The sequence below is a fragment of the Nocardiopsis sp. NPDC006198 genome, assembly GCF_040613895.1.
GTDB classification, from domain to species: domain Bacteria; phylum Actinomycetota; class Actinomycetes; order Streptosporangiales; family Streptosporangiaceae; genus Nocardiopsis; species Nocardiopsis tropica.
On record NZ_JBEXSY010000011.1, the window covers coordinates 97,666 to 121,875 of the forward strand.

Here is a 24,210-nt window from a genome sequence, read left to right on the forward strand (position 1 = left end):
GCGGCCGGCGCCGTCCCGTGGGCCGCCGCCCCGTGTCCCCCTCCGTGTCAGCGGCCCGCCGCGTACCCCTGCGACGCGCGGGCGTCGGCGGCCGCGCGCAGCTCGCCGGTGTCGGGGTCGCGGGCCACGGCCGCCAGCCGCCCCAGCGACCACGGCTGCGCGACCTGCACCCGGTGCCCGCGTGCCACCAGGTCCGCGATCGTGTCCTCGCCGACGCCGGGCTCCACGACCAGGTCCCCCGGGACCGTCTCGCGCGGGTGGAACGAGCTCGGGAAGGCGTTGGTGTGGAACATGGGTGTGTCCAGCGCCTCCTGGAGATCGTCCACCCCGTTGAGGATGCGCAGCAGCGCGGTGAACGTCCACTGGTCCTGCTGGTCGCCGCCCGGAGTGCCGATCGCCAGCACGGCCTGCCCGTCCTCCCTGGTGACCAGGGTCGGGGACAGGGTGGTGCGGGGGCGCTTGCGCGGGGCCAGGGCGTTGGGGGAGTCGGGGTCGAGCCAGAACATCTGGGCCCTGCTGCCGAGCGGGAAGCCGAGGTCGGGGATGACGGGGGAGCTGCTGAGCCAGCCGCCGCTGGGGGTGGCCGAGACCATGTTGCCGAAGGAGTCCACGACGTCCACGTGGCAGGTGTCGCCGCGCAGGTCCGCGGGGTTGGAGAGGGCCGCGTCGCGTACGGTCGGCTCCCCGGTCGTGCGGTCGCCGGGGGTCCGGCCGGGCACGTACAGGGGAGGCTCGAACGGGGAGCGGGCGCCGACGCGGCCGGGCCGCTGCTCCATGCTGGCGCGGGCGTCGTCGACCAGGGCGGCGCGCCCGGCGGTGTAGTCGGAGCCGAGCAGCTCCTTGAGGGGGACGTCGGTGAAGTCCGGGTCGCCGTACCAGGCCTCGCGGTCGGCGAAGGCGAGCTTGGCCGCCTCGGCCACCCGGTGGACGAAGTCGGCGCTGATCCCGTCGCGGACGTCGTGGCCGGTGCCCAGGGCCTCCGCCAGCCGGAACTGCTGGAGCATGGTGGGGCCCTGGCCCCACGGGCCGGTCTTGTGCACGGTGTGGGCCCCGTAGGCGACGCCGACCGGATCCTCGTAGGAGGCGCTCCAGTCGGCCATGTCCTGGGCGGTGAGCAGGGCGCGCTGGGGCTCGCCCGTGCCGCTGGGGACGGGGGAGGCCAGGAACTCGCCGACCGCCCCGGCGACGAAGCCCTGCGACCAGGCCCTGCGCGCCGCCTCGATCTGCTCCTCGCGGTCGCCGCCGACCCCCTCGGCCTCGGCGACGATCCGGCGGTAGGTGGCCGCCAGTGCGGGGTTGCGAAGCCGGGAGCCGGGCGCGGGCGCCGTTCCGTGGGGGAGGTAGACGGCGGCCGAACCCGCCCAGTGCCGGGAGAAGACGGGGCGCAGGGCGGTGACGGCCGCGGCGATCCGGTCCAGGACGGGGTAGCCGCGCTCGGCCAGCCCGATGGCGTGGTCGAGGACGTCGCGGACGGTCATCGTGCCGTGGTCGCGCAGGAGCAGCATCCAGGCGTCGAAGGCGCCGGGCACGGTGGCGGCGAGTACGCCGCTGCCCGGGATGCGGTCCATGCCCCCGTAGGCCTCGATGGTCGCCGCGGCCGGCGCCACGCCCTGTCCGCACAGCACGCGGGGTTGCGCGCCCGCCGCCTGGAAGACGACGGGGACCTCGCCGCCGGGGCCGTTGAGGTGGGGCTCGACGACCTGGAGGGTGAAACCCGCGGCGACGACGGCGTCGAAGGCGTTGCCCCCGCGTTCGAGCAGGGACATGCCGGTGGCGCTGGCCAGCCAGTGGGTGGAGGCGACCATCCCGAAATCGCCGCGGAGCTGGGGACGTGTGGTGAAACCGGGCATCTGAGCGGGCCCTTCCTCGGGGGTGGGGGATGGCGGTCGCCATCGGTGTCCTGGGCCGGGGAGCCCCGGACGGGGGCGGTGACGGGGCGGTCGGCCGTGGTCGCCCGGCCGCCGACATGGAGGTGACGGTACATCATGGGATGTTCCCGCCCGAGGGGGTCGGGGAGGGACCGTCCACAGGTCCGCGGTCCTCCTCCCCGCGTCGTCCACAGAAGGAACCCGGGGCTCGTGCATCGCACCGGCCCCGGGTTGACTTGACGTAGGGGGTCCCCACGGGGCGTCCGCACCGTGCTGCCCGGCACCCGTCCGGCGCCGGGCGCCGACCGCTCCGCCCCGCCCTGGCCCCGCTCGTCCCGGGGCGGTCCCGGCCGGCCCTCCGGCCGGTCCGGGCCGCCCCGGGACGGCCGTGGTCAGGCGCTGCCGGCCTCGAACTTCCAGGGCAGCGAGGCCCACATCTCCTCCCACTCCTGGGCGTCGACGGGGTCGACGGGCTCGGCGCCCGTGTCCGCGGCGGCGCCCTCCTGGGCGCCGCTCCCGTCCGACACCTGCTCCACGGCCGGGCCCGCCTCCTGGGCGGGCTCCTGGAGGAGGTCGCCGACCCTCTCCACGACCGCGCCGATCACGCCCTCCACCTGGACGGGATCCAGGCGGAGCTCCCCGGCGCAGTGGTCGACGGCACCGGTCTTGGCGTCCTCCTCGCCGTGGTTCCAGACGGTGGCGAGCAGCCGGTCGCGGTCCTCCGCGGTGAGCTGGTCCTTGGTCAGGGCCTGTTCCACGAACTCCCCTTCGGCCAGGGGCAGCCGGGCGCCGACCGGTTCGGTCGCGCCGGACCCGAAGTCCACGAACCGGTCGAGGACGCACTCCTCGACCCGGCGGGCCTCGGCGCCCTCGGGCAGTTCGGCCGCCACGGGAGTGTCGGCGGGCGTCTGCGCCGGGGTCTCGTCCGAGCTCCCGGCGGGCTCCTGGCCGACAGCTTCCTGGGCTCCCCCGACCGGGGCCTCCTCGGACCCGGGCGCCTGCGGAGCGCCGGGGTTCGCGACCGGGGCGGCCTCCACCGCGTCGTCCGCCGGAGCCTCCTCGGCGGGGGCCACCGCCTCCCCGGAGTTCCCGGCTTCCGTTGCGGGCGCCTGTTCGGCGGGAACCTCCTCCGCGGGTTCGACCTGCTGTGCGGCCTCCTCGACGGGAGCCTCCTCGGCGGGAGCTTCCTCCGCGGCGGCCTCCTCGGCGGGAGCCTCCTCTGCGGGCGCCTGTTGGGCGGGAGCCTCTTCGGCGGGAGCCTCCGCCGCCGGCGCCTCCTGCGGCTGCTCCTCGGCGGGAGCCTCGGGGACCCCCGCCGTCGGCGCCTCAGGCGAACCGGACTCCTCGGTCACGGATCCGGCCATCTCGAGCAGTTCACCGCGGTCCCACCGCTCCGGCTGGAGGTGGGTGGTGACGGCGACGCCCGGCCGCTCCAGCCAGAACAGGTCGCCCGTGGACTCCGACAGGTAGGCCTCGCGCCCGAAGCCCTCGCCGGCCGCGAGCCGCTCCAGGCCCTTGTCGGCCAGGTGGGTGTAGCGGCTCTCGCGGAGGTCGTCGAGTTCCTGCACCCGCTCCGAGCGGATCACCGAGACCCGGCCGTACAGCTGGTCGGGTCCCTGGACCCAGGAGATCTGCGACTGGCGGACGCCCTGCCGGTCGGTGGTGGAGGACGCGTGGATCCCGTACCGCTCCAGCCCCGGGGGCAGGTAGGCGATCTCGAAGCCGTCGAGGCTGTACGAGGACGTCCCCTGTCTGACCAGCGGCCAGCTCAGGCCTCCTCCGTCCCTCGCGTCCGCGGACGCGGCGGGGACACCGACCAGCCCCGACGTCGCGATGGCGGCGGCGCCGAACAGCGCGACCCACCCCGTGTGGTGCTTGCGCATGAGAGTTCCTTCCAATCGACTACTGAAGGTGATGATCTCAGGACTCTGGGTAGTTATGGGGGGACCCTGTGGTCAAAAATGACACATGAAGTAATCAAAGGGATGCACTGGGTGAGACGTGGTGTTGGGTGCCACTTCACCACCAGATGATGGGCCGCGGATCACCGAATGCTCTGCACACGGTCACCGCCCCGTCACCATGCGCGCTCACCCTGAGGAAGCAGTCGGCCTGTTCACGCTCACCTGGGAGGTCCGGTGCACCGCATCGGGATCGTCGTCGGAGCCGTTTCACTCTTCGTTGCAGTCAGTGCCAGCGCCTCGCCCGCAGCACCGGCCCTCGACCCCGCGGGGACGGGCAGCCGGAGCGTCGTCGAGGTCCAGCACGCATCCCCCACACGTCCTCTGATCGCCGTCTCCCACAGGGGAGCCGCCGGTCACGCCCCGGAGAACACGCTCGCCGCACTCGACGCGGCCGACGAGCTGGGGGCGGAGACGGTCGAGATCGACATCCAGCGCACGGCGGACAACCACATCGTGCTCCTGCACGACACCACGCTGGCCCGGACCACCAACGTCGAGTCGGTCTTCCCGGACCGGAGCCCGTACCTCGTCGGCGACTTCACCCTGAGGGAGATCAAGAGGCTCGACGCGGGGTCGTGGTTCGCGCCCTCCTTCACCGGGGAGCGGATCCCGACCTTCGACGAGGCGCTCGACCGGCTGGAGCGGCTGGACCTCAACCTCTTCCTGGAGGTCAAGGAACCGGCGCTCTACCCCGGCATCGAGCGGGCGGTCGCCGAGGAGCTGGCCGGGCGCCGGACCTGGCTGGAGCACAACCCGGCCTGGGAGCCCCGCAAGCTCATCGTGCAGAGCTTCGACTGGGACTCGGTCCGCCGCTCCAAGTCCCTGCTGCCGTCCGTCCCGCACGCGCTCCTGGGACGGGTGCCCGAGGCGCGCATCGGCGAGTTCACCTGGGCACACATGATCAACCCCAACCACACCACCATCGACGCCGCCTACGTCCAGCGGGTCCAGGACGCGGGCCTGGAGATCATGCCCTACACCATCAACGACAGACAGCGCATGGACCACGTCCTCGGCCTCGGCGTCGACGGCTTCATCACCGACTTCCCCGACACGGGGCAGCGGGCGATCGCCGACTTCAACGGAGGGCGCGACGCCATCGACAGGGCCGCCACACCGGCGCCGGCACTCGTCCGCTACTGACCCTGGTGGCCGCGCCGCCGCCGATGGCATGATCGGTCCGGACCACACCGAACCGGCGCGCCGGGGGCGACCCGACGGGTCGCCCCCGGCGCGCGGCACTGGCGCAGGAGGCGACGTGAGCGACCGGCTGACCATCCCCCAGGAACACGTCGACTGGCGGACCAAGGGGCTGTGGTGGCCGGGCGGGCCCATCACGCTGGAGGAGTTCGCGGCCCGCCGCGACAACCTGTTCACGGGTCCCTTCACCTGGCCGCTGATGGTCCTGAGGGCCTCCGCGCTGGACCGCAACATCACCGCGCTCGCCGACTTCACCCGCGAGGGCGGGCTGCTGTTCGCACCGCACGGCAAGACCTCCATGGCACCCGCCCTCATCCAGCGCCAGCTGGACGCGGGCGCGTGGGGCGTCACCGCCGCCACCGCCAACCAGGTCCTGGACCTCAGGCGGTTCGGGGTCCGCCGCATCCTGCTCGCCAACCAGCTGTTCGACGGGAAGGTCCTGCGCTGGGCGGCGGACGAGGCCGCGGCCGATCCCGGCTTCGAGTTCCTGTTCTACGCCGACTCGGCCGAGGGGGTCGCGGCAGCCGCCCGCTCCGTCGCCGGCCGGGAGGGCGGGCGCCCCCTCCGGATCCTGGTGGAGCGCGGGGTGCCGGGCGGCCGGACCGGCTGCCGCACCCGCGAGGAGGTCCTCGCCGTCGCGCGCGCGGTCGAGGAGGCGCCGGGGCTGGCCCTGGCGGGCGTCGCCGGCTACGAGGGGCCGCTGGGCGACGCGGACGCGGTCCGGGGGTTCCTCCGGGACCTCTCCGGCGACGCCGCCGCCCTCACGGACGCGCTCGGGGTGGGCCAGCCGATCGTCTCGGTGGGCGGCAGCGCGTGGTTCGACCTGGTCGCGGAGGAGATGGGCGGCCGGATCGAGTACATCCCCGTCCTCCGCAGCGGGGCCTACGTCGCCCACGACGACGGCCTGTACAGGAGGACGACCCCCTACAACCGCCTCCCCGAGGGGCCCGGGGCCCTCGCGGGCGCCCTGGAGCTGTGGGCCCAGGTGACCTCGACGCCGGAGAGGGGGCTGGCGATCGCCGCACTGGGGCGCCGGGAGGCCAACTACGACCAGGGGTTCCCCGTCCCGCGCCTGCTGCGCCGCGCGGACGGGGGAGCGGAGGCGGCGGAGGGCGTCGAGATCACCGACCTCAACGACCACCACGCCTACCTGCGGGTCCCGCCGGAGCTGGGCGTCCGTCCCGGGGACCTGCTCTCGTTCGGCATCTCGCACCCGTGCACCGCGTTCGACCGCTGGCACGTCATCCCGGTGGTGGACGACGCCGACACCGTCGTGGACGCGGTCGCCACCTACTTCTGACCGGCGCCCGGCCCCCGTCCGCCGCGTGGCGGACGGAGGCCGGGGCCGACGACCGCAGGGACGCGCGCGGCGTCGGCGGACGGGCCCGGCGGGGAGCTACTCCCCCCAGCCGCGGACCCCGGGGCGGGTGTGCCAGGGCCGAGGCCCGTCCAGCGGCCGGTACTCCACCCCGACGGCGTCCAGCCGCTCCAGGTGCCGCTCCAGCCGGGGCTCGAACTCGGCGTAGTCGCGCTCACCCGCCGACCACACCTTCTCGGCGAAGGCCGACAGCCGGGGGAACACCATGTAGTCGAGCCTGCGCGGCGTGTCGATGTGCTCCACCCACACGTTCACCTGCGCACCGAGCACATGGGCGGCCTCCTCCTCGGTGAGGCCGGGGGGGACCGTCCCGGCGGTGTAGACGTCCTCGGTCCGCAGCAGCGTCCCCACCCGGATCGGCTCGTCCTCGGACTCGGACTGCTTGTAGTCGAGGTAGGAGGTGGCGGTGGGACTCATGATCACGTCGTGCCCGGCGCGGGCGGCGGCGATGCCGCCCTCCTCGCCCCGCCACGACATCACGGTCGCGCCCGGGGCCAGACCGCCCTCCAGGATCTCGTCCCAGCCGAGCAGCCGCCGTCCGCGCGCCGTCAGGTGGTCGTCCAACTGGCGGATGAACCAGCTCTGCAACTCGTCCTCGTCGGCCAGCCCCTCGTCCTTGATCCGCTTCTGCGCGGACGCGCTGTTCTTCCACTGGGTCTTGGGGCACTCGTCGCCGCCCACGTGGATGTAGGTGCTCGGGAACAGTTCGAGGAGTTCGTCGAAGACGTTCTTGTAGAACTCCAGCACGTTGTCGGTCACCGCGAGGACCTCGTCGAAGACGCCCCACCGGGTCCCGACCGGGATCAGGCCGCTCTCCCCCAGCTCCGGGTAGGCGTGGATGGCCGCCTGGGAGTGGCCGGGCACGTCGATCTCGGGGACGACCGCGACGTGGCGTGCGTCCGCGTAGGCGACGATCTCGCGGATGTCGTCCTGGGTCAGGAAGCCGCCGTGGGGGCGACCGTCGAACTCGGGCGGCTTGCCCGCGCCCAGCTGGCTCTCGGTCCGCCAGGAGCCGGCCTCGGTGAGCCGCGGGTAGCGGCGGATCTCGATCCGCCAGCCCTGGTCGTCGGTCAGGTGCAGGTGCAGGACGTTGAGCTTGTGCATCGCCAGGAGGTCGATGAACCGCAGGATCTCCCGCTTGGGGGAGAAGTGGCGGGCGATGTCCAGCATCGCGCCGCGCCACCGGAAGCGCGGGGCGTCGGTGACGCTCACGGCGGGCAGGATCCACACGGCGCCGCTCAGGGGGGCGCTGCGGAAGGCGTCGGGCGGAAGGAGCTGGCGCAGGGTCTGCGCTCCGTAGAACACCCCGGCGGGGTCGTTGCCGACGATGATGGCGCCCTCGCCGTCCACGATCAGCCGGTAGCCCTCCCTTCCCAGACCGGCCCGGGCGTCGACGCTGAGGCGGATCTGCGCGCTGGCCTCGTCGCCGGTGGCGAGGGGGAGCCCGGTGGCCGCGCCGAGTTCACGTTGGAGCCACGTGAGCGTGCCCCGGGCTTCGGCGTCGGCGGAGACCCTGGTCGCGGCGGTGAGGGTGAGGCCCCCCGGGCCACCGGACTCCGTCCGGGAGGGGCGGGGGATCACGGGGAGGGGGGTCGGGGATGAGGCTGGGGTGTCGGGCACGGCGAACTGCTCCTATCCGGTCTAGACCAATCACGGACATAGTGCCACGGGGCCTCTCCCGAACACACCCCCGGCGTCAATCGGTCCTCCGGGGAGGGCTGTTCGCGCCTGCCCCATACCCAGTCTTGACCCTGCATGGCTCTTAACACTCCGTGTTTTGCGGGAGACGTAGAAACAGGCGAGGCGGTACGAAGGCGCCGAAAACCGTCGCAGAAGAGGCACAGCGCGTGCAAGGACCCGTCGCGCAGTGGGGTGGGCACTACCGACGGAGGGGGGTTGGCTTTATCGCCAGGACACCCCTCCCGTTCGTACTGTTCTGGTCATGCCCGGTGTTCCACGATCCGGGCCGGGACCGAGCGTCAGGGGATGCGGCGATGACGGAGAGGCGGGGGACACCCGTTGAGCGCGGCGGGTGGTCCAGGTGATGTTCTGGCCCGTCCTCATCGCCGTCACGGGGGCGTTCAGCCTCGCGCTAGGCTCCGCCCTCCAGGAGCGCGACGCCGTCCGGGCCCCCGGCCGGCAGGTCGCCCGCGCCGGGTTCCTGCTGCACCTGCTCCGCCAGCCCCGCTGGCTGATCGGCAGCGCCGCCGCGGTCCTCGGGTCGAGCCTCCACCTCATCGCCCTCAGCGGGGCGCCGCTGACCGTCATCCAGCCGCTGGGCGTGATCGGTCTGCTGTTCGCGATCGTCCTGTCGGCGGTGTTCAACCGCCAGAGGGTCGGGATGTCCCAGGTCGTCGCCGGGGTCGCGGTGATGGTGGGCCTCACCGGGGTCCTGCTCCTCTTCCCGCACGGTTCCGACGTCCCCGTCCTGCCGACCTCCACGGCCCTCGTGCTCGCCGGGACCGCGGTCGGCGCGGGCCTCCTCGTCTACCTGACCGCGCACTGGATGAAAAGCGGTGTCAGGGCCCTGCTCCTCGCCCTCGCGGGCGGCGCGGCCCTGGGGACCACCTCCGGCCTGGCCCGGGTGGTCACCGCGAACGCGGTCGACGACTGGACCCGGCTCGTCAGCTGGCTGACCCTGCTCGCCGTGGTCACGGCGGTCTTCGGCGCCCTGCTGATGCAGAACGCCTACCGCACGGGACACTTCTCCGCCGCCTACGCGACCCTCCTGATCACCGACCCGGTCGTCGGCGTGGCGATAGGCGCCGTCCTCCTGGGGGAGGGCGCGCCGGAGACCCCCGTGGCCCGGATCGGAGCGCTGGCCTTCAGCGTGCTGGCGATCGCGGGCACCATCGCGCTGGCGCAGGCGCGCCACCGCAACCCCGAGGCCCCGGACGGCCGGAGGTACTCGGGGACGACGGTCCGTACCCGTACACGTTGAACGAAGGAGACCCACCATGGCCGAGCCCAGTCGCCCGCTGCGTGTCCTGATCGCCACCGACACGTACCCGCCCGACGTCAACGGCGCCGGGTACTTCGCCCACCGCCTCGCCGAGGGGCTCGCGGGCCGCGGGCACCGGGTCCACGTGGTGTGCCCCTCCGAGGTGGGCGACCCCTACGTGACGGTCGACGGGGCGGTCACCGAGCACCGCCTGCGCTCCGCGCGCCTGCCCTTCCAGCCCAGTATGCGGGCCGCGGTCCCCCTGGGCATGGGCGGGCACATCACCAGGCTCCTGCGGCGCTTCGACCCGGACGTCGTGCACGCGCAGAGCCACTTCACCCTCAGCCGGTCGGCGATGCACCGCGGCCGGGCCGAGGGCATCCCGGTGGTCCTGACCAACCACTTCATGCCGGACAACCTGTACGCGCACGCCCGGGTGCCCCGGTCGATGCAGTCGGCGGTGGGGGCGCTGGCGTGGAAGGACATGGTCCGGGCGGCGGGGGAGGCCGACCACGTGACGACGCCGACGCCCCGCGCGGCCGAACTCCTCAGGGAGAAGGGGTTCGCCCGGGAGGTCGAGGCCGTCTCGTGCGGGATCGACCTGGAGCGCTTCCACCCCCGGCCGCGGGAGCGGTCGGCGGCGAGGGCAAGGTTCGGCCTCCCGGACCGGGACACGGTCGTGTTCGTGGGGCGGCTCGACGCGGAGAAGAGGATCGACGACACGATCCGGGCGCTGGCGCGGATCCTTCCGGAGAGGGACGCCCAGCTGGCGCTGGCGGGGATCGGGGCGCGCGAGCAGGAGCTGCGGGCACTGGCGGCGGAGCTGGGGGTGGCGGACCGGGTGTTCTTCCTGGGGTTCGTCCCCGACGAGGACCTTCCGCTGGTGTACGCGGCGGGTGACGCGTTCGCGATAGCGGGCGTGGCCGAGCTCCAGAGCATCGCCACACTGGAGGCGATGTCCACCGGCCTGCCGGTGGTCGCCGCCGACGCGATGGCGCTGCCGCACCTGGTGGAGGTGGGGCGCAACGGGTTCCTCTTCCCGCCGGGCGACCCGGAGAGCCTGGCGGACCGGCTGCTCTCGGTCCTCGGGAGCGAGCGGACCCGCCGCTCCCTGGGCGAGGCCAGCCGCGAGATCGCCCTGCGGCACGACCACCACCGGTCGCTGGAGCGCTTCGAGTCGGTCTACGTGCGTCTCCAGGGGGCCACCCCCGTACCGCTGAGGGCGGAGAGGGAGTTCTCCGCGCGCCCGGTCGCGGTGTGAGTCAATTGGGCTGTATGTCCAAAAAGGGAAACTTGAACCTTTTGCCACTTTCCGTATTCTTTGCGTGGCGAACGGTGATGTTGGGGCCCTTCGGGAAACACCAGACACTGTGTGGTTCCAAGGCATCAGTGGACAGGCCGGCCGCAGCCGGACCGCCCGCGGCGGGAACGCCGCCGAGGCCCTCTCCGCTCGGCTCGCCGACGCCGAGAGGGAGGCGGGGTTCCATGAGCGCGACATGTCGTCGTTCGAGCGCGAGCGGATCGACCTGGAGCACAGGGTGACCCGGATGGAGGCCGAACTGGAGGCGCTGAGACAACGCAGACTGGAAGCCTACGCTCGATGGTGGAACGCCCGGGACGACCGCGACCGCGCGCTCCACGTCTGCCGCAGACTGCGGCGCAGGATCGACAGGAGCCGCGGCAGGGACGGCGGCGAGTGAACCGGTGCGAGGCGTCGCAGCCCCGGGGGGCTGCCGAACGCGATCCGACCGACGTGTGGTCCGGCCCGGGAGGGCCGGGCCACACGCCGTTGTGGAGCGCCCCGGGTCCTGGTCCGGCGCGGCCCGTGTCCCGGCCCCGTCCTGTCCGCGCGACGGCCCCGCCGAGGGGCCCGGAGGTCGAGAGCCCGCGTCGTTCACCGAAGCCGGGACCGGCCACCTCCGCTCCCGACCGCTCGCGCGCCTGGCGACCGTCGGTCCCGGAGGGCAGCCCGACGTCGTCCCGGCGGCGTTCGAGTTCGACGGCGCGCACGTCTGGATCGGGGGCGCGGCGTCCGTCACCCGGACCCGGAGGTTCCGCGACCTCGGCGACGGGCCGGGCAGGGTGGCGCCGGTCGTGGACGACCTGGTGTCCCCCGAACCGTTCGCCGCGCGGGGCATCCGGCTCTACGGCCGCGCGGAGCAGCCGTTCGAGCGGACGGGCATGATCGGTCCCGGCGTGTTCCTGCGCGTCACACCGGCCGTCTCCTGGAGCTGGAACCCGGAGGGGGATCCCGTGGGCGACGAGCGGTACCCCTCGCGGAGGACGGTCCACGGGCGGCCCGGCGCCGGCTGACGCGGTCCCGGGGAGCGGACTACAGGTCCGCGACCTCCGCGACCTCCGCGAGCTCCGCGAGCTCCCGCTCGACCTGCCGGGCGGCCTCGCGCAGCGCCGCCAGCGTCACCTGCACCGCGGGCCTGCGCAGCGAGGCGGGGCGCACCACCGCGTACACGTGCCGCTCCGGAGCCGACGCGGGGAGCCGCCGGCAGACCAGTCCCGCGGGGGAGCCCACCATCGCCAGGGCCGGGACGGCGGCGATCCCGATGCCCCGGGACACCAGGCTCAGGATGGTCCCCAGGCCCTCGAACTCCCAGGTGGTGGCGGGAAGCCCGCCCACCTCGGCCAGGAGCCGGTCCGTTCCGTAGCGCGATCGCTCGGTCTGCGGAGCCACGATCCACGACTCGCCGAGCAGGCGGTCCAGTGTCGCCGGCTCGGCCGGGTCCGCCAGCCTGTGGTCCTCCGGCACCGCCAACACCAGCGGGTCGCGCAGCAGGTGGATGTGGCGCAGCGCGCCGTCGGGCCCCCGGCCGGGGTGCTGCCCCGACCAGTCGTCGACCAGGGCGATGTCCACCTCCCGAGACCGCACCTTCTGGGGCCCGGTCGACAGCAGGGTCTGCCGGAGGACGAGCTGCATCCCCTCGTGCCGCCGCAGCGGCGGGGCGAGCAGGGGGGCGAACGCCACGGCGGCGGTCGGGAACGCCGTGACGGTCACCATGCCGAGGGCGACGTCCGCCTGCTCCGCGAGCACCGACTCGGTCGCCTCCACCAGGGCCAGGATCTCCTCCGCCTGGGTCACGAGCAGCCGTCCGGCGTCGGTCAGCTCGGCGCCCTTGGGGGAGCGGTCCAGGAGCGCGACACCCGTCTCCTGCTCCAGTCTGGCCAGCTGCTGGGAGACCGCGGAAGGCGTGTAGCCGAGGGCGCTCGCGGTGGCCGCGATGGTGCCCCGGACGCTGAACTCGCGGAGGACGTGCAGGCGTCGGAGATCGAGCATAAGGACACCTTACGCTCAGCATCGAAAAGACTCGCTTGTACTGATGGCCGGAGCGGGGCAGGGTGAGGCATGACAGACCGCCGCACCGAGGCGCGGTCGAGCGCCGAACGATGAGCCGGAGATGAGTCGTCCATGACCGTCACTGTGTCCGCCACCCTTGCCGTCAACGAAGCCCTCGCCGAGAAGCGGCGCCAGGGGGTGCGCGTTCTGCCGCTCGGCTTCGGCGAGGCCGGGCTCCCGGTCCACCCGGTCATGCGCGACCGGCTCTCCGCCGGCAACGGCGCCAACGCCTACGGTCCCGTCGCCGGGTCGGCGGCCCTGCGGGAGGCCGCGGCGGGCTACTGGGAACGCCGCGGACTGCCCACCGACCCCGGCCTGGTCATCGCCGGCCCCGGTAGCAAGCCGCTCCTGTACAGCCTCCTGCTGGAGATCGGCGGCGACACCGCGATCGCCGCGCCCAGCTGGGTCAGCTACGCCGCGCAGAGCCGCCTGGTCGGCCAGCGGCCGATCCTGGTCCCCACGGCCACCGGCCAGGGCGGCGTGCCGCAGCCCGACCTCCTGCACGCCGCGGTGACCGCCGCCCGCGAGGAGGGGCGGACGGTCAACGCCGTCGTCGTCACCCTGCCGGACAACCCCACCGGGACCGTGGCCGACGCCGACACCGTCCGCAGGCTCTCCGAGGTGGCGCGCGAGCTCGACCTGCTGATCATCTCCGACGAGATCTACCGGGACCTGGTGCATCCGGCGGGCCCGGGCGAGGACCCCGTCGAGATCCACAGCCCCGCCGAGTACGCGCCCGAGCGCACCGTCATCTCCACCGGCCTGAGCAAGAACCTCGCCCTGGGCGGATGGCGGATCGGCGTGCTGCGCCTTCCCGACTCCGAGGCCGGCCATCGGCTGCGCGGCGGGCTGCTGGGCGTGGCCAGCGAGATCTGGTCCAGCCCCGCCGCCCCCGTCCAGGAGGCCGCCTCCCACGCCTTCACCGAGCCCGCCGAACTCGTCGACCACATCGACCGCAGCAGCCGCCTGCACGGCATCGTGGCCCGCGCGGTCGCCGGGGCCTTCGAGCGCGCCGGCGCGACCGTCGCCGCCCCGCGCGCCGCGTTCTACCTCTACCCCGACTTCGAGCCGGTCCGCGGGAGACTGGCCGCCCTGCACGGCGTGACCACCGGACCGGCGCTGACCGGGCTGCTCCTGGACCGCTTCGGCATGGGCGTCCTGCCCGCCCTCGAATTCGGCGAGGGGGCCGGGGCCCTGCGCATGAGGGTCGCCACCAGCCTCCTCTACGGGGAGTCCGAGGAGCGCCGCTACACCGCGCTCGCCGCCACGGACCCGCTGGCCCTGCCCTGGATCCGCGCCCACCTGGACAGGCTCGACGAGGTCCTCGCCATGCTGCTCGACGCCGCTCCCGGCGCCGTCGTCACGCGGGCCCGGGCCACCGCCCAGACCGTCGGCTAGACCATCCCGGCGTCCGCCCCGTGGAAGGGGGCGGGGCGGGCGCACACTCTTCCGGCCTCCCCCGGACGCTCCTTCCGGGGGAGGCCGGAGCCCTGTCCGGTGACGGGCCGCTCCGGCCCCCGCCCGCGGCCGTCCCGCCGACCGGAAGCGCTCAGGCGGACCGCGCGGTGTCGGTCCCCCGCGCCGCCAGCTCGCGGCTGGGCGCGATCACCGCTCGGTAGTGGCCGATGAGCTGGTCGCCGACCGCCTCCCAGCTGCGGTGCTCCACCGAGGTGCGGGCCCGCCCGGCCATCCTCTCCCGCACGGCCCTGTTGTGGGCCAGTCGCCCGACCGCCACGCGCAGCTCGCGGACCGAGTCCGGCGCGAACAGGAGCCCGTTGTGCTCGGGGACGACCAGGTCCAGCGGCCCGCCCGCGGCAGGGGCGACCACCGGAACCCCCGAGGCCAGCGCCTCCTGGACGGCCTGGCAGAACGTCTCGTCGGCCCCCGTGTGGACGAACACGTCCATCGACGCGTACAGCCGGGACAGCTCGGAGCCCGTGCGCTGCCCGGTGAAGACGGCGTCGGGCAGGCGGCGGCGCAGGCGGGAGCGCTCGGGGCCGTCCCCGACCACGACCAGCCTGATGTTGCGCAGGCGGGCCACGTGGGCGAGCAGGTCGACCCGTTTGTCCCGGGCCAGCCTCCCCACGTAGCCCACGACGGTCTCGCCGTTCGGCGCGAGCCTGCGGCGCAGGCCGTCGTCGCGGTGGGCGGGGGAGAACCGGCGGGCGTCGACACCGCGCCGCCACAGGTCCAGCCGGGGGAACCCGCGCCCGGACAGCGCCTCCATGGCGGCCGAGGAGGGGACGAGCGTGCGGTCGACGGCGGAGTGCGTGCGCTTGAGCAGGGACCAGACGCCGTCGCCGCCGGGCAGGCCGTAGCGCGCCGCGAAGCCGGGGAGGTCGGTCTGGAACACCGCCACCGTCGGGAGGGCCCAGCGGCGGGCGGTCTCCACCGCCGCGGACCCGAGCAGGGCGGGCGAGGCCAGGTGCAGCACGTCGGGGGCGAAGGCGCGGACGGCCGCGGTCATCGTGCGCCGGGCGGGAAGGCCCACGGGGAAGTCCCGGTAGAAGGGAAGGGGGAGCGAGGGCATGCGGACCACGGGGAAGCCCGCGTAGGAGGACGGTCCGGGGCCGGGAGCCAGGACGAGGGCCCGGTGCCCGCGCGAGGCGAGCAGGTCGGCGACCCGGCAGACGGAGTTGGTCACCCCGTTGACCTGGGGGAGGAAGGACTCCGTCACGATCGCCACGCGAAGCGGCTGAGAGGGCTCGGTCGGTGGCATGCGGGGGCTCCCAACGCCGGGGGAAGGCTGGTGCCGACACTAGGACCGCCGGGTGAACCGCGGTCCGGCACGGGGGGAACCCCTCCCGAAGCGCAGGCGTGGGTCGGGCGATCGGACGGTGACCCGCCCGCGCGCGCCTGTGGCCGCCCGGTGACACCCGGGTGGCTATGATCGCCTGACGTGACCGCCATCCCTCTCCTAGGAGTCGCCCGGTGACCCTCGTCGAATGGGCGGAAGCCGTCCGCCGTGAACTGGAACTGACCGGTACGGAGCCCCTGGGCAAGGAGGACGTCGACCGCGTCCTCGACCTCGCCAAGGACGCCGCCCACTCGGTGGCCCGCCCCGCCGCCCCGCTCACCACCTACCTGCTCGGCATCGCCGTGGGCCGGGGCGCCGACCCGGTCCGGGCCGCCGAGGTGTTGAGCAGGCTCGCCCTCTCCCACAAGGACGACTCCTGACCACTGCCCGCCCACACGCGCCTGCGGGGACCGGAGCGTCCGGAGGGCGGGCGTCCCCCGGCCCCCGGTGAGGGGGCCCCGGGGAGCGGGGGACACGGCTCCGCCGCGTGTTGCCGCGATTTCCTGGCGACACCGCGCGGTGTCCACTACCGTCGGCACGACCCCCCCGGACCGCCGGACCCCGCCTCGCCGTGCCGGTGGCGCCGGGCCGACGCGCGCACCGAGACGGAGACCCCCGTGGACCTGCTGCTCGACATGGCCGGAGTACTGAGCGGCATCGTCTGGGGTCCGCTCGTCCTCCTCCCGCTGCTGCTGGTCACCGGGGTCTACCTGACGATCCGGCTGCGGGCGCTCCAGTTCACCCGGCTCGCCCACGCCCTGTGGCTCGCCCTCGTCCGGCGGGAGGAGGTCGGCGAGGACCTCAGGGGCGACATCTCGCACTTCCAGGCCCTCAACACCGCCCTGGCCGCGACGACCGGCGTCGGCAACATCGCCGGGGTGGGCCTGGCCATCGGACTCGGCGGACCGGGAGCCCTCTTCTGGATGTGGGTCACCGGCGTCCTGGGCATGGCCACCAAGTACAGCGAGGCCCTGCTCGGGGTGAAGTACCGGGTCACGGACGAGAGGGGCGAGCAGGCCGGCGGCCCGATGTACTACCTGCGCCGGGGCCTCCCCGGAGGGCTCGGCGTCCTCCTCGGCTGCTCGTTCGCCGTCTTCGGGGCGGTGGCCGCCTTCGGCATCGGCAACGGCACCCAGGCCAACGCCGTGGCCGAGGCGGTCAACGACGCCACCGGCGCCGACCAGCGGGCCGTCGGCGTGGTCCTGATGCTGCTGACCGCCGTGGTCGTCCTCGGCGGGATCAAGGGGATCGGCCGGGTCGCCTCCGCCGTGGTCCCGTTCATGATCATCGGCTTCGTCCTCATGAACCTGCTGGTCCTGGCGGTGCACCACGACCGGATCGGCCCCGCCTTCGCACTGGTCCTCGGCGACGCCTTCACCGGCACCTCCGCGGCGGGCGGGTTCGCGGGCGCCACCCTGATGTACGTCATCCGCCAGGGCGTCTCCCGCGGCATCTTCTCGAACGAGTCCGGCATGGGCACCGGCGCCATCGCCGCCGCCGCGGCCAGGACCGACCAGCCGGTCCGCCAGGCCCTCGTCGCGATGACGCAGACCTTCGTCGACACCGTGATCATGCTGACCCTGACCGCGATGATGATCATCACGACCGGGGTGTGGCAGGACCCCGACGCCGCGGGGGTGGAGGGCAGCGACAAGGGGGTCCTGCTCACCACCTCCGCGATGGAGGCCGGCCTCGGCCGGATCAGCCCGGACCTGGCGGGCCTGGGTCCCGTGTTCGTCGCCTGCGCGGTGGTGGTCTTCGCCTACACGACCATCCTCGGCTGGGCCTACTACGGCGAGAGGTGCGTCGTGTACCTGGCGGGGCGCTCGCTCGTCGTGCCCTACCGGCTGCTGTTCATCGCGGTCGTCTACGTCGGCGCCACGGCGCAGATCGACGCGGTGTGGCTGTTCAGCGACATCGCCAACGGCCTCATGGCCCTGCCCAACCTGATCGGGCTGCTCCTGCTGTCCCCGGTGGTCGTCGCGGAGACGAGGAAGTTCTTCGCCCACCCGGACTGGCGGGACCCGGACGCGGTCATGGAGCCCGTACGGGGGTAGCGGCACGACCGGCGGCCCGCCGGGCCCCCGGCCTCCGCGAACGCGGCCGGGCCCGGCGGAGGCGGACGCGCCGCTCCGCCGGGCCCGGTCCCGCGGGGGAGGGCGTCGGTGCCGCCCCCCGGTCGGCGGGTCCTACTTCCACCAGGCGTGGAAGTGGTGCACGGGCCCCTGCCCGCCTCCGGCGTCGATCTCGTCCGCCCGCCGGAGCGCCTCGGTCAGGTAGACCTTGGCGTCGCCCACGGCGGAGGCCGTGTCCGGCCGCTGCGGAAGCAGGGCCGCGATCGAGGAGGACAGGGTGCACCCCGTGCCGTGCGTGTTGCGGGTGCGGACCCTCGGCGAGCGGAACTCGACCGGGGCGGAGCCCTTGGCCACGAGGATGTCGACGCAGTCCTCTCCGGCCAGGTGGCCTCCCTTGAGCAGGACCGCGCGCGGACCGAACTCCAGCAGCCGGAGGGCCTGCTCGTGCATCGCCGCCAGGTCGGCCGCCTCCGGCTCGTCCAGCAGGTCGGCCGCCTCGGGCAGGTTCGGCGTGACCAGGTCCGCCCGGGGCAGCAGCCGGGTGCGCAGCGCGTCGACGGCGGAGGGCTCCAGCAGGCGGTCGCCGCTCTTGGCCACCATCACCGGGTCCACCACCACGTGGGGCAGTCCGTGGCGCCCGATCGCCTCGGCGACGGCCTCGGTGACCTCGGCCGTGCCGAGCATGCCGACCTTGACCGCGTGCACCGTGGCGTCGGAGAAGAGGGTGTCCATCTGGTGGGCGACGAAATCGGCGGGGATCGGGTGGACCCCGGTGACGCCGCGCGTGGACTGGGCGGTGAGGGCCGCGACCACGGTCATGCCGAAGGCGCCGTGTGCGGAGAAGGCCTTGAGGTCCGCCTGGATCCCGGCGCCCCCGCTGGGGTCGCTGCCGGCGATGGACACGATGTTGTACGCGCTCATGGGCGTTCCTTCGCTAGTACGAACTAGGGCAGGTTCGACGGGTGTGCTCTCAGCCGGTGGACTCACCGGCACCCCGCGCCGTCGGGGCCGCCGCGTGGGCGGCCCCGCTCAGTGTGCGGCCGACCCGAGGGGGTCGGCGTATGTGTTCCGGACGCGCGGACCCGAGGGGCCCGTACGGCTGCCGGCGCCGTTCAGAGGGTGGGGGCGTTGTCCGCGGACCGGGCCTTGAGCAGCTTGCGGACGCGGACGATGACGAACCACAGGAACAGCAGGGCGATGACGACCAGCACGATGTTGCTGATGAGGCCGCTCCACTGCACCAGGATCGGCTTGATGGCCGGGCCGAAGGCGTAGCCGAGTCCGATCCAGATCGAGTTCCAGACGGCGGAGCCGATCACGGTGTACACGGAGAACTTGAGGATGGGCATCCGCTCGATGCCGGCGGGGACCGAGATGAAGCTGCGCACCAGCGGCACGCACCGGCCCAGGAGCACGGCGAGGCCGCCGAAACGGGCGAAGAAGCGCTCGGCCTTGTAGAAGTCCTCGACCTCGAGCAGGGGGGTCTTCTCCACCAGCCACTTGGTGCGGTCCCGGCCCAGCAGGGCGCCGATCGCGTAGAAGCCCCAGGCGCCGACCAGGCAGCCGATCGTGGCCCACAGGATGGCGAGCCAGACGTTCATGTGCCCGTCGTAGGCGAGGAAGCCCGCACCGGGCAGGACCGCCTCGCTCGGCATCGGGGGGAAGAAGGTCTCGATGAACAGGGCCACGCCGACGCCGGGCTCGCCCAGGGTCGTCATCAGGCTCAGCACCCAGCCGATGAAGCCCTCGTACTCGTGGACGACCTCGCCTTCCATCGCCAGGTTCGACGCCGTCCACAGATTCGCTGTCATGAGAAGTGGCTTTCCGTTCTTTCCGGTCGGACGCCGGCCGCGACGCGGGCGGCCTCGGCCCGGGAGCGCTTGCGGCGCTCCCAGACGATGGCCGCGGTCACGATCACGAAACCGGCGACGATGAAGACGACTGTCACAGGGACGTCGGTGGGGGTGACGACCTCGCGGGACTCGGTCTGCCACGGCCACAGGGCGCGCAGCGAACCGGCCATGAGGCCGGTGAGTACAACGAGGGTCATGTGTTGGAAGTTCTCCAGGAGGTGCTGGAGCAGCTTCACGAACAGGGACAGGCCGGTGAGCATGCCCAGGGCGAAGACGGCCAGGTAGGCGATGTCCAGGTCGCCGACCGCGCTGATCGTCGGCTCGTAGAGCCCGAGTGTGAGCAGGATGAAGGAGCCGGACAGCCCCGGCAGGACGAGCGCGCAGACGGCCACCGCGGCGGCGAGGAAGACGACCGCCGGGTGGGTCGGCAGGTTGGCGCCCGGCAGCCCGGTGAGCACGAAGGCGGCCACGGCGAACACCAGTGCCACGGCGTAGTGCCCGGCCCTCCAGGGGCGGCCCGCCCCGGAGTAGGGGATCCACAGGCACGCCAGGACGAGGCCGAAGAACAGGGCGTAGGCGTACCGGGTGTAGGCGTCGACGAGCGGCGCCAGGAGGAGGGCGGCCAGGACCAGGAACACGGCCATGCCGACCAGCGCGGGAACCAGGACGCTCCAGTCCACCTGTCGGAACTGCTCCTGCGCGCGGGCCCTGCCGCGCCCGCGCGGGACGTCCGTGACGTACCGCTTGATCCCGCTGACCATGTGGCCCGCGCCGCCGATGAGCTTGTCGTAGAGGCCGACGATGAGGGCGACGGTCCCGCCGCTGATGCCCGGAAGGGCTTCGGAGGCGCCCACGGCGCCGCCGCGCACCGCGTCGAGGAGGTAGGAGCCTGCGGAATTGGCCATCTGGGTGGTTGGACGCTACCCGGGGAGTCCGGGAGAGGTGCGCCTTCCTCCGTCCTAAGGGTCTCGCCCGCGCACGCGAATGTGCGACGGGTGGGGATGAGGCGAAAAGGAGACTGTCCGAATCGGCCGGAGATTGCGGCCGTCGGGATCTAAGGTACAAGGGGCGGAGGCCGCTGTGGGCAGGCGCTGAGGAGAGTTGTGGACGACCGCACCCCGTGTGGAGCCGCCAAAGCGAGGCCTGGCAGAACCCTTACGTGGCCTTTGTCCTGGAATGACGTAATTTTCGGCCCTGTAGCAGGGCCGCCGGACAGCATCCGAAAACTGTGCTTCGTCTCAGTGACAGGGTGTGGCCCTCCACAGGCCGGCCGCCGTCCCCGCCCCCGCGCCGGGCGGTTCCGCGGACCGCGGCCGTCAGTACCGCAGCGGGCTCGGGCGCGGGACCCCGCCCTCGTCCCGGGCCACCGACGCCGCCCACCGGTAGTCCTGCTTGCCGACGGCCGTGCGCCGCACCCGGTCCACGAAGTGGACGGTCCTCGGGACCTTGAACCCCGCCAGGCGCACGCGGCAGTGGTCCAGCAGGGCGGCCTCCTCCAGGCGGGCCCCCGCGGCGAGGGAGACCAGGGCCGTCACCCTCTGGCCGAGCCGCTCGTCCGAGGCGGGCACCACGATCGCGTCCTCCACCGAGGGGTGCGCCTTCAGGGCGGCCTCCACCTCCTCCGGGTACACCTTCTCCCCGGCGGTGTTGATGACGGCGCTCCCGCGCCCCAGGAGGACGATCGACCCGTCCCCGGCCCGCGCCCCGAAGTCGCCGGACAGGGCCCAGCGGCGCCCGTCGGCGTCGGTGGGGAAGGTACGGGCCGTCGTGATGGGGTCGTTGTAGTAGCCGAGCGGGATCCGGCCGGTGCGCGCGATCCGGCCGACCTCGGGCGAACCCGGCGGGAGCGGGCGCAGCGCCTGGTCCAGCACCGCGATGCTGCCGCCCATCGTGAAGCTGCGGGCGTCGGCGGCCCCCTCCAGGGACACGGAGCCGTCCGGCCCGCCGCTCCCCTCCGCGGCGGTCGCCGAACCGCACACGCCCGTCTCCGACCCCCCGTAGGAGTCGGCCAGGACGATGTCCTCGCGCCAGGCGCGCCACAGGCCGCGCACCTGCGGGGTGAGCGGTGTGCCGCCGGAGCGGACGGCGGTCAGGTCCGGGCACAGGCCGGGTTCGGTGAGCAGGTGCCGGGCCAGCGGGCGGGCCATGGCGTCGCCCACCAGCTGGACCGTGTGCACGCCCTCCCGGTGCGCCGTCTCCAGCACCCGGTCGGGCCGGAAGCTGCGGTCGGTGGACAGCACCACCTGCTTGCCGCACAGCAGCATGCTCAGGGCGTTCCACTGCCCGGCGGCGTGCATGAGCGGGCCGAGCACCAGCATGCGCTGGGGGAAGCACCGGGCGGCGCGCCCGGCCACGTCGTCCAGGGTCCGGGCCCGGGGGGCGCCGGGGGAGCGCCGCTCCAGGGCGGCGCGGAAGATGTCGGCCTGCCGCCACAGCACCCCCTTGGGGTAACCGGTGGTGCCCCCGGTGTAGAGCAGGTAGTGGTCCTCGCCGCTGGTCGGAGGAAGGGCCGCGCCCTCCGGCGCGGCGGCCAGCGCCTCCTCGTAGCCGACCCCCTCGGCGCCGCGCACGGAGCCGTCGGAGACGAGCACCACGTGGCGGAGCCGGGGGAGGTCCGGGAGCACGGCCTCGACCGTGGACGCCAGGGAGTCCTCCGCGATCAGCGCGACCGCGTGCGAGTCGGCCAGGACGTGCCGCAGCTCGCCCGCGACGTAGCGGTAGTTGACGTTGACCGGGACCGCTCCCGCGCGCAGAACGCCGAGGAAGGACTCCATCCACTCGGCGCGGTTGAAGGCCAGGATCGCGACGTGCTCGCCGCGGCCCACGCCCGCGCCGACCAGGTGGCGGGCGAGGCGGACGGAGCGGTCGTGCAGGGCCCGGTACGTGAGGCGCCGGGGCCCGGCGACCAGGGCCGTCCGGTCGGGGACGGCGTCGGTGACCGCGGCGAGCAGCGCCGCGAGGGAGAACGGGGCGTCCGCGGACACCGGGGGCACTGAGGTGGGCACGCCCGACCTCCCATCGGTCGACGGGCCGTCCACGGCGGAGGGGCTCGCGGCGGCACTGTGGCTCGTTGGTGCGACGGTACCCCTCGGGGGAGGAGCCGATCGCCGTCGGGGCTGTGGAGCGCGTCACCCAGGGTGTCGTACCAGGTCACCACGGATGAGAGGGGGGCCGCTCAGGGGGTCGGGAGGAGGCCTCCCGCACGGTTTCCGGGCCCCGGCGGCGATCTGTGATACGCCTCACCCCTTGTGGGCCCGCCGGATCATCTGCTCAACTCGTGGGGACCTCCGCCGGAGGGCTCTACAGGGCCGTCCGGTGGGTATCTACTGTCTGACATCGGTCAATGGTGATCGGAGCGGCTAGATGGACAACACCCAGAATCTGGGCCAGCAGGACTCCGCCGGAAACCCCGGCGGACAGGGATTCTCCAGCGCCGAGCACATCGCGCTGGCACAGGCGCGATCCGCGCACAACTACTCACCCCTTCCCGTCGTGATCGCCGAGGGCCGCGGAGCCTGGGTCACGGACGTCGAGGGAAGGAAGTACCTGGACTGCCTGGCCGGATACTCGGCCATGAACTTCGGCCACCACAACCCCGACCTGCTGGCGGCGGCGCACCGGCAGCTGGACCGGGTCACGCTCACCAGCCGCGCCTTCTACAACGACCAGTTCGGCCCCTGGGTGAGCGCCCTCGCCGACATGGTCGGCAAGGAGAAGGTCCTGCCGATGAACACCGGCGCCGAGGCGGTGGAGACCGGCATCAAGGTGGCCCGCAAGTGGGGCTACGAGGTCAAGGGCATCCCGGAGAACCGGGCGACCATCGTCGTGGCGGGGGCCAACTTCCACGGCCGCACCACCACGGTCATCTCGTTCTCGTCCGACCCGGAGGCCAGGACGGGCTTCGGCCCCTACACCCCGGGCTTCCGGTCGGTGCCGTACGGCGACGCCGCGGCCGTGGAGGAGGCCGTCGACGACACCACGGCGGCGGTCCTCATCGAGCCGGTCCAGGGCGAGGCGGGCGTGATCGTGCCCCCTGCGGACTACCTGCCCCGGGTGCGGGAGATCTGCGACGCCAACCGGGTGCTGTTCATCGCTGACGAGGTGCAGTCCGGTCTCGGCCGCACCGGCACCGTCCGCGCCTGCGAGCACAGCGGGGTGGTCCCCGACGCCTACCTGTTCGGCAAGGCGCTGGGCGGAGGCATCCTGCCCGTGTCGGCGATGGTCGCCGACGAGGACGTGCTCGGCGTGATCCGGCCGGGCCAGCACGGGAGCACGTTCGGCGGCAACCCGATGGCCGGCGCGGTGGGGGCCACGGTCGTCCGGATGCTCACCGAGGGGCCCTACCTGGACAACACGCGCCGCCTCGGCGAGGTGCTCAAGCGCCGCCTGAAGGAGTTCGTCGGCAACGGGGTGGTGTCCACGCGCAGCATCGGCCTGTGGGCGGGCATCGACGTCGACCCGCGACTCGCCTCCGGCAAGGAGCTGTGCAGGCGCCTCGCCGAGCACGGCGTCCTGGTCAAGGACACCCACGGTTCCACGGTGCGCATGTCGCCGCCCCTCGTGATCAGCGAGGAGGACCTCAACTGGGGTCTGGACCGGTTCGGCGAGGTCCTGGAGGAACTCAGGGCTGAGCGGTAGCGGACCGGCCGGAGGGGGCTCCGCTGTGACGGGGCCCCTCCGGCCGCCGCGCGGGGCGCCCGGCCCCGCCGGCCCCGGACCGACGGCAAGGCCGGGCGCGTCGACCGGACCCCGGTCCGGGCGCGGGCCTACGCCACCTGCCGGTCC

At 73.6% G+C, this 24,210-nt stretch carries 19 protein-coding genes and 1 riboswitch; of the genes, 10 read left to right on the plus strand and 9 right to left on the minus strand.

The window, feature by feature from the left end; genetic code table 11:
- Positions 1-47: 47 nt before the first annotated feature.
- Positions 48-1,850 carry a gamma-glutamyltransferase family protein gene (locus ABZ234_RS10580; RefSeq protein ID WP_344179415.1) on the minus strand — a complete coding sequence of 601 codons (1,803 nt, stop codon included), beginning with the start codon at positions 1,848-1,850 and terminating at the stop codon, positions 48-50.
- Positions 1,851-2,260: 410 nt separating this feature from the next.
- Positions 2,261-3,751 (minus strand): hypothetical protein, encoded by a 1,491-nt coding sequence (locus tag ABZ234_RS10585; RefSeq protein ID WP_355011809.1) that lies wholly within the window; start codon positions 3,749-3,751, stop codon positions 2,261-2,263.
- A 255-nt stretch (positions 3,752-4,006) separates the two neighbouring features.
- On the opposite strand from ABZ234_RS10585, the gene ABZ234_RS10590 reads away from it, so the two are divergent.
- Positions 4,007-4,975: a glycerophosphodiester phosphodiesterase family protein gene (locus tag ABZ234_RS10590; protein ID WP_355011810.1), complete on the plus strand. Its 969-nt coding sequence runs from the start codon at positions 4,007-4,009 to the stop codon at positions 4,973-4,975.
- A gap of 115 nt (positions 4,976-5,090) precedes the next feature.
- On the plus strand, positions 5,091-6,332 hold the full coding sequence (locus ABZ234_RS10595; RefSeq protein WP_355011811.1) for an alanine racemase: 1,242 nt from the start codon (positions 5,091-5,093) through the stop codon (positions 6,330-6,332).
- A 96-nt stretch (positions 6,333-6,428) separates the two neighbouring features.
- Here ABZ234_RS10595 and ABZ234_RS10600 read toward each other — a convergent pair whose 3' ends face one another.
- Positions 6,429-8,030: a beta-N-acetylhexosaminidase gene (locus ABZ234_RS10600; RefSeq protein ID WP_355011812.1), complete on the minus strand. Its 1,602-nt coding sequence runs from the start codon at positions 8,028-8,030 to the stop codon at positions 6,429-6,431.
- A gap of 424 nt (positions 8,031-8,454) precedes the next feature.
- On the opposite strand from ABZ234_RS10600, the gene ABZ234_RS10605 reads away from it, so the two are divergent.
- The 4 genes from ABZ234_RS10605 to ABZ234_RS10620 all read left to right on the plus strand — a co-directional run bounded on the left by ABZ234_RS10605 (position 8,455) and on the right by ABZ234_RS10620 (position 11,664).
- Positions 8,455-9,351, plus strand: a complete 897-nt coding sequence (locus tag ABZ234_RS10605) for a DMT family transporter (protein WP_355011835.1) — start codon at positions 8,455-8,457, stop codon at positions 9,349-9,351.
- A 16-nt stretch (positions 9,352-9,367) separates the two neighbouring features.
- Positions 9,368-10,612, plus strand: a complete 1,245-nt coding sequence (locus tag ABZ234_RS10610; RefSeq protein ID WP_355011813.1) for a glycosyltransferase — start codon at positions 9,368-9,370, stop codon at positions 10,610-10,612.
- A 109-nt stretch (positions 10,613-10,721) separates the two neighbouring features.
- Positions 10,722-11,051, plus strand: a complete 330-nt coding sequence (locus tag ABZ234_RS10615) for a hypothetical protein (protein ID WP_267946085.1) — start codon at positions 10,722-10,724, stop codon at positions 11,049-11,051.
- A 91-nt stretch (positions 11,052-11,142) separates the two neighbouring features.
- Positions 11,143-11,664, plus strand: coding sequence for a PPOX class F420-dependent oxidoreductase (locus tag ABZ234_RS10620; RefSeq protein ID WP_355011814.1), 522 nt, complete (start codon positions 11,143-11,145; stop codon positions 11,662-11,664).
- A gap of 19 nt (positions 11,665-11,683) precedes the next feature.
- Here ABZ234_RS10620 and ABZ234_RS10625 read toward each other — a convergent pair whose 3' ends face one another.
- Positions 11,684-12,640, minus strand: a complete 957-nt coding sequence (locus ABZ234_RS10625) for a LysR family transcriptional regulator (protein ID WP_355011815.1) — start codon at positions 12,638-12,640, stop codon at positions 11,684-11,686.
- 132 nt (positions 12,641-12,772) lie between these two features.
- Here ABZ234_RS10625 and ABZ234_RS10630 point away from each other — a divergent pair, with 132 nt between their 5' ends.
- Positions 12,773-14,098, plus strand: coding sequence for a pyridoxal phosphate-dependent aminotransferase (locus ABZ234_RS10630; RefSeq protein ID WP_267946082.1), 1,326 nt, complete (start codon positions 12,773-12,775; stop codon positions 14,096-14,098).
- A gap of 151 nt (positions 14,099-14,249) precedes the next feature.
- Here the strand turns inward: ABZ234_RS10630 and ABZ234_RS10635 are convergent, their stop codons facing one another.
- A complete protein-coding gene (locus tag ABZ234_RS10635) occupies positions 14,250-15,419 on the minus strand; it encodes a glycosyltransferase family 1 protein (RefSeq protein WP_355011816.1) in 1,170 nt (389 codons plus the stop codon).
- Positions 15,420-15,631: 212 nt separating this feature from the next.
- Between ABZ234_RS10635 and ABZ234_RS10640 the strand changes: the two genes are divergently transcribed.
- The gene (locus ABZ234_RS10640; RefSeq protein ID WP_267946080.1) at positions 15,632-15,877 is read left to right on the plus strand and encodes a DUF6457 domain-containing protein; all 246 of its coding nucleotides are present in this window, start codon (positions 15,632-15,634) and stop codon (positions 15,875-15,877) included.
- Between the two features lie 237 nt (positions 15,878-16,114).
- Positions 16,115-17,554: a sodium:alanine symporter family protein gene (locus ABZ234_RS10645; protein WP_267946079.1), complete on the plus strand. Its 1,440-nt coding sequence runs from the start codon at positions 16,115-16,117 to the stop codon at positions 17,552-17,554.
- A gap of 132 nt (positions 17,555-17,686) precedes the next feature.
- Here the strand turns inward: ABZ234_RS10645 and thiD are convergent, their stop codons facing one another.
- The 4 genes from thiD to ABZ234_RS10665 form a co-directional block, all read right to left on the minus strand.
- Positions 17,687-18,493 (minus strand): bifunctional hydroxymethylpyrimidine kinase/phosphomethylpyrimidine kinase, encoded by an 807-nt coding sequence (gene thiD, locus ABZ234_RS10650; RefSeq protein ID WP_355011817.1) that lies wholly within the window; start codon positions 18,491-18,493, stop codon positions 17,687-17,689.
- Positions 18,482-18,579: riboswitch (TPP riboswitch) on the minus strand. It overlaps the preceding gene by 12 nt.
- A 105-nt stretch (positions 18,580-18,684) precedes the next feature.
- A complete protein-coding gene (locus ABZ234_RS10655) occupies positions 18,685-19,383 on the minus strand; it encodes a DedA family protein (RefSeq protein WP_267946077.1) in 699 nt (232 codons plus the stop codon).
- Complete coding sequence (locus tag ABZ234_RS10660) at positions 19,380-20,330, minus strand: DUF368 domain-containing protein (RefSeq protein WP_355011818.1); 951 nt, start codon at positions 20,328-20,330, stop codon at positions 19,380-19,382. Before ABZ234_RS10660 ends, ABZ234_RS10655 begins: the two co-directional genes overlap by 4 nt.
- A gap of 411 nt (positions 20,331-20,741) precedes the next feature.
- On the minus strand, positions 20,742-22,430 hold the full coding sequence (locus ABZ234_RS10665) for an acyl-CoA synthetase (RefSeq protein WP_355011819.1): 1,689 nt from the start codon (positions 22,428-22,430) through the stop codon (positions 20,742-20,744).
- A 358-nt stretch (positions 22,431-22,788) separates the two neighbouring features.
- Between ABZ234_RS10665 and rocD the strand changes: the two genes are divergently transcribed.
- Positions 22,789-24,063 (plus strand): ornithine--oxo-acid transaminase, encoded by a 1,275-nt coding sequence (gene rocD, locus ABZ234_RS10670; RefSeq protein WP_355011820.1) that lies wholly within the window; start codon positions 22,789-22,791, stop codon positions 24,061-24,063.
- Positions 24,064-24,210: the final 147 nt, after the last annotated feature.

Bases quoted from the DNA above. Each gene is read 5' to 3' on its own strand.
- ABZ234_RS10630 (WP_267946082.1), top strand. From the start codon at position 12,773: ATGACCGTCACTGTGTCCGCCACCCTTGCCGTCAACGAAGCCCTCGCC.
- ABZ234_RS10625 (WP_355011815.1), bottom strand. From the start codon at position 12,640: ATGCTCGATCTCCGACGCCTGCACGTCCTCCGCGAGTTCAGCGTCCGG.
- thiD (WP_355011817.1), bottom strand. From the start codon at position 18,493: ATGAGCGCGTACAACATCGTGTCCATCGCCGGCAGCGACCCCAGCGGG.
- ABZ234_RS10585 (WP_355011809.1), bottom strand. From the start codon at position 3,751: ATGCGCAAGCACCACACGGGGTGGGTCGCGCTGTTCGGCGCCGCCGCC.
- ABZ234_RS10580 (WP_344179415.1), bottom strand. From the start codon at position 1,850: ATGCCCGGTTTCACCACACGTCCCCAGCTCCGCGGCGATTTCGGGATG.
- ABZ234_RS10605 (WP_355011835.1), top strand. From the start codon at position 8,455: ATGTTCTGGCCCGTCCTCATCGCCGTCACGGGGGCGTTCAGCCTCGCG.
- ABZ234_RS10610 (WP_355011813.1), top strand. From the start codon at position 9,368: ATGGCCGAGCCCAGTCGCCCGCTGCGTGTCCTGATCGCCACCGACACG.
- ABZ234_RS10660 (WP_355011818.1), bottom strand. From the start codon at position 20,330: ATGGCCAATTCCGCAGGCTCCTACCTCCTCGACGCGGTGCGCGGCGGC.
- ABZ234_RS10635 (WP_355011816.1), bottom strand. From the start codon at position 15,419: ATGCCACCGACCGAGCCCTCTCAGCCGCTTCGCGTGGCGATCGTGACG.
- ABZ234_RS10655 (WP_267946077.1), bottom strand. From the start codon at position 19,383: ATGACAGCGAATCTGTGGACGGCGTCGAACCTGGCGATGGAAGGCGAG.
- rocD (WP_355011820.1), top strand. From the start codon at position 22,789: ATGGACAACACCCAGAATCTGGGCCAGCAGGACTCCGCCGGAAACCCC.